Raw genomic sequence first — 4,336 nt, forward strand, 5'->3', positions numbered from 1 at the left:
TCGTGATCCTGTAGCCATTCCGCGACAGCCAGTGCGTTCTCGCTGTGGCGCTCCATCCGCAGTGGCAGCGTCTCTATCCCCTGTAACGTTTGCCAAGCGTCGAACGGAGCCTGCTGGTTGCCCAAATCGCGCATTCCACGGGCGATCGCAGCATAGGTGAACGCTTCCTCGCCGAACGTCTCCACGAAATTGACGCCGTGGTAGGCAGGGTTGTCTTGAGCGAGNGTCGTGATCCTGTAGCCATTCCGCGACAGCCAGTGCGTTCTCGCTGTGGCGCTCCATCCGCAGTGGCAGCGTCTCTATCCCCTGTAACGTCTGCCAAGCGTCGAACGGAGCCTGCTGGTTGCCCAAATCGCGCATCCCACGGGCGATCGCAGCATAGGTGAACGCTTCCTCGCCGAACGTCTCCACGAAATTGACGCCGTGGTAGGCAGGGTTGTCTTGAGCGAGNCCACGGGCGATCGCAGCATAGGTGAACGCTTCCTCGCCGAACGTCTCCACGAAATTGACGCCGTGGTAGGCAGGGTTGTCTTGAGCGAGTTCGGGATACTTCTCGGCGTGCTCGGCCCACGGGAACGTCCCACCGTCGACGACGACACCACCGACGGTCGTGCCCGAACCGTGGAGCCACTTCGTCGTCGAGTTCCACACGAGATCGGCACCGTGTTCGATCGGACGACACAGCGCAGGCGTCGCGAACGTGTTGTCGACAAGCAGCGGGACACCACGATCGTGGGCGATATCCGCTACGCGCTGGATGTCCGGCGTATCGAGCGCGGGATTGCCGATCGTCTCGAAATGGACGTAGGCGGTATCCTCGTCGATAGCGTCGGCATATGCCTCGTAATCGAGCGGATCGACGAACCGGGTGGTTATCCCCCGCCGTTCAACCGAGTGGGTGAAATAGGTGTACGTACCGCCGTACAGCGACGAGCCGGTAACGATGTTGTCGCCCGCGGCCGCGAGCAGGAACGTGGTGAGATCGAGCGCGGCCATCCCGGACGCGGTAACAGCGGCTCCAACACCGTTTTCGAGCGCCGCAAGGCGGTCTTGCAACGTTTCGAGCGTCGGGTTCATCAACCGGGAGTAGATGTAGCCCGGCTCTTCGAGCGAGAACTGGGCGGCGGCATCTTCGGCGTCATCGAAAACATAGGAACTGGTTTGGTAGATCGGTGGTGCGCGGGAACCAGTTGCGGGATCGGGGTCTTGCCCGGCATGTACTGAATCGGTCGCAAGAGAGCGATCTTCTGTATTATCGGCCATACGCATCTAAACCAAGGCAATCGCCATGATGGTACGTCTAAAGGCTAACATTGCCGATGTCAATGACGCACTCTCAGTGCCCTCCCATACTCTCCAAGAAGCACTCAGAAGAGTTGCCGCTCGAAGCCATTTCGCCATTCCATTCAGTCCCAGAGACAGACGCTTCCGATCCTTACGATGAGCGAGAGTCGTAAGTGACGCCGCTGGTATCGGGGTCGGTTGCGACACCCGAAATATCGGTTCTCACTGCTCCATACGAGTGATTAAGCGACTCGAACCAGTGTGGTCGGTGTCAAAAATGCGAAAACCCGGATTCGAACCAGTAGAGTTGCTGTGATTAGTCGTTCGTCGCCGTGTATCCTGCTTCGTCGGGACTCTCGACATCGACGCTCCCGGTAAGTTCGGTGTAGGGGTAGGGCATACCGATACCTTCGGCGTCGAAGCGTTTCTTGACTGCCTCGGTGAACGTGGCGGCGGTTGGTGCGTAGCCGGTTTCGTTGGGGTTGATCCAGACACGTCCCGAGAGCACGACCGCGGAATCGCCGAGACTCGTGACGGGCGCGGCGGGTTCGGGTTCGGTGAGCGCACCATCGAGTTTCCGTGCCTCGTCGAGAATTGCCGCGCGAGCCGCCTCGATATCGTCGTCGTACTCGATGCCGAAGTCCACGCCGACTCTGAGCTGATCGTTGCCCGTCGGATTAGTCACAACGGCACTGGCGAGATCGCTATTCGGGACGGTGACCTCTTCGTTGTCGAACGTATCGAGTTTCGTGACCCGAAGTTGAATCTCCCGGACGACACCAACGTTGCCGTCCCATTCGATCCAGTCACCCACTTTGAATGGCTCGTCCTGGATGATGAATATTCCCGCAACGAAGTTCGAGATGAGGTCCTGTGCAGCGAACCCGACCGCGAGTGCGAGCGCACCGGCGAGCGTCGCGAACGCCGCGAGCACGACGCCAGCGCCAGCGATGGTGGCTGCGATCACGATCGCAAGCACAGCCATAATCGCGACCACAGTGCTCACCACGAGTCCTGCAATCGTCTCGTCGACATCGCGGCTATTGAGCGCGGCGTTCAACATCCGGACTACGATGGCCTTGCCAACGTAGTAGATGATGACGAACGAAACGAGGAACAGCACGATCGTCACGGCGGCGTTGATGAGTGCCGGTCCGTACTGATTCAGCAACGACTGTGGGTCGAGTGAAAACCCCTGCTGGAGTGGTATCATAGGATCCGCCCGAGTAGATAGACGAGGAAATAATCAACGTTGCGATTTCTATACGATATCTCGGAAGAATAGAGATTGATGAGGTCGATGCACGAAATCTTTGAATCACTCGCCGAAAACGAACTCCTCAAAGACGGAACCAACTGGCCGAAAAGACCAATGGTGAGGAGCACTATCGTGCGACCGACGGAATGGATGATGAATCAGATGGAAAAGTGAAAAGAAGCGATAGCAGGCTTCTCTGTTGTGACCAGTGCAACAGCTTGTATCCTGCCAGAACCACCAGCGATGGAAGCCTGGCTCCGATGAGTGCAACCCAGTGCCAAAATTGTGGCAACGACCAGTTTGTGCAGGTTACACTCCACGACGACCAATCATCACATGCCTGAATGCCAGAACTGCGAAGCGTTCGTCACCGACCAGTATGTCCGGGTGTTCGCACCTACTGGAATGGAATCAGTACGCGTCTGTCCGAATTGCCCAGGGAAAGTCCGCGACGGGGCTGACGTCCGTGATGCCCGATCACCGCGACACTGACGGCCGTTATCGAACGGCCAGATACGGCTGTCCGGTCAGTGTCAACCGTAACACCGCTCTGAAATCGAGTGACGCCATTCAGAGATTGGATACTGTCGGACGAGCATGTCCCTATAATTCACACGTTCTGCCCACAGATACATCATGACCTCACAAGCGACCGAACCTATCAACAACGCGCGCGAGCGTGTTGAGCAAGAACAGGCCCGAACACAGGTCGAAGAGCGCGCATTCCAGCGGTTTCATACCCACGTTGCCGATATCGAATGCAGNGAGCGTGTTGAGCAAGAACAGGCCCGAACACAGGTCGAAGAGCGCGCATTCCAGCGGTTTCATACCCACGTTGCCGATATCGAATGCAGCCACTCCCAGAACGAGGCCTGGGGGCAACCACAGAACTCAATCTGTGTACACCCCAATACGGAACCCGGCGGAGCGATGGTCGAACGAATCAAGGATGCTTTTCAGGAGACGCTACTGGATACCAATCACTACGACGACGAGTACAACGACGCCTCGATCTATGAAACCATCGCGGCAGAGTTCGGGCCAGCCATTGCCCACGTCCTCAGGCAGAACACCCACATCTCCCCGGACCTCCAGACGACGATCCTTGATGCTGCAGAGCAGGCGTCTCGCGAGCGCAAAGCGTTCTCGATGTGGCTCGATCGAGAAGCCACCTCGCTCGCGGAAGCTGCCGATCAACTGTGCGAAATTGACGCTGCTGTCTCCGAATTTGCTAATTCACCATTTGAAGGGTGGTCCGCCAGGGAACTCAGGGCCGCTCGTGACCGACTCTATACGCTTGAACACGACTGCGATATGCTCGCCAATCAACGCCAAGCGTTCCNGAGCGTGTTGAGCAAGAACAGGCCCGAACACAGGTCGAAGAGCGCGCATTCCAGCGGTTTCATACCCACGTTGCCGATATCGAATGCAGTCACTCCCAGAACGAGGCCTGGGGGCAACCACAGAACTCAATCTGTGTACACCCCAATACGGAACCCGGCGGAGCGATGGTCGAACGGATCGAGAACGCCTTTCAGGAGACGCTACTGGATACCAACCACTACGCCGACGAGTACAACGACGCCTCGATCTATGAAACCATCGCGGCAGAGTTCGGGCCAGCCATTGCCCACGTCCTCAGGCAGAATACCCACATCTCCCCGGACCTCCAGACGACGATCCTTGATGCTGCAAAGCAGGCGTATCGCGAGCGCAAAGCGTTCTCGATGTGGCTCGATCGAGAAGCCACCTCGCTCGCGGAAACTGCCGAACAACTGTGCGAGATCGACGCTG

4 protein-coding genes and 2 pseudogenes are annotated in these 4,336 nt (G+C 57.8%); 3 read left to right on the plus strand and 3 right to left on the minus strand.

Annotated features, from left to right (window positions below; translation table 11 throughout):
* The 3 genes and pseudogenes from C450_RS23605 to C450_RS20460 form a co-directional block, all read right to left on the minus strand.
* Nucleotides 1–134, minus strand: a 134-nt coding sequence (locus C450_RS23605) for a PLP-dependent transferase (RefSeq protein ID WP_241430449.1), incomplete at its 3' end; no start/stop codon positions are given.
* 91 nt (nt 135–225) lie between these two features.
* Nucleotides 226–1,263: pseudogene (locus C450_RS20455) on the minus strand (O-acetylhomoserine aminocarboxypropyltransferase/cysteine synthase family protein); the annotation flags it as partial.
* 337 nt (nt 1,264–1,600) lie between these two features.
* Nucleotides 1,601–2,497 (minus strand): mechanosensitive ion channel family protein, encoded by an 897-nt coding sequence (locus C450_RS20460; protein ID WP_005047166.1) that lies wholly within the window; start codon nt 2,495–2,497, stop codon nt 1,601–1,603.
* A gap of 381 nt (nt 2,498–2,878) precedes the next feature.
* On the opposite strand from C450_RS20460, the gene C450_RS23780 reads away from it, so the two are divergent.
* The 3 genes and pseudogenes from C450_RS23780 to C450_RS23790 form a co-directional block, all read left to right on the plus strand.
* A complete protein-coding gene (locus C450_RS23780; protein WP_440717396.1) occupies nt 2,879–3,034 on the plus strand; it encodes a DUF7563 family protein in 156 nt (51 codons plus the stop codon).
* A gap of 144 nt (nt 3,035–3,178) precedes the next feature.
* Nucleotides 3,179–3,829: pseudogene (locus C450_RS23785) on the plus strand (DUF7260 family protein); the annotation flags it as partial.
* Between the two features lie 20 nt (nt 3,830–3,849).
* On the plus strand, nt 3,850–4,336 hold a 487-nt coding region (locus C450_RS23790), incomplete at its 3' end, for a DUF7260 family protein (RefSeq protein ID WP_449271559.1).

The sequence above is a fragment of the Halococcus salifodinae DSM 8989 genome (assembly GCF_000336935.1).
In the GTDB taxonomy this organism is placed as follows: domain Archaea; phylum Halobacteriota; class Halobacteria; order Halobacteriales; family Halococcaceae; genus Halococcus; species Halococcus salifodinae.